We start from the raw sequence: 245 nt of genomic DNA, 5'->3' as shown, positions 1-245 counted from the left end.
TGTTTGGTTGATGACCAATAGCAACAAAGAAGCCAGAAATAGCGATTTCTGATTTTTCTCCGGTTTTATTATTCAGGATTCTGACTCCATTTACCTCTTTATCACCTAAAATTTCATCCGTCTCTGTATTCCAAAGAATCTCGATTTTAGGATTATTCATAACGCGCTTTTGCATAATCTGCGAAGCTCGCATTTCATCCTTACGGATCAGCATGTATATTTTACTACAAATATTTGATAAATAC

At 34.7% G+C, this 245-nt stretch carries 1 protein-coding gene; it reads right to left on the bottom strand.

The window, feature by feature from the left end:
- Positions 1 to 214: NAD(P)/FAD-dependent oxidoreductase (locus ACM615_RS24280; RefSeq protein ID WP_431012692.1), on the bottom strand; the 214-nt coding region annotated here is incomplete at its 3' end.
- Positions 215 to 245 lie beyond the last annotated feature (31 nt).

This window comes from Rahnella sp. PAMC25617 (genome assembly GCF_050606005.1).
Lineage (GTDB): Bacteria > Pseudomonadota > Gammaproteobacteria > Enterobacterales > Enterobacteriaceae > Rahnella > Rahnella variigena.
This window is presented reverse-complemented; position numbering and strand designations above follow the sequence as displayed.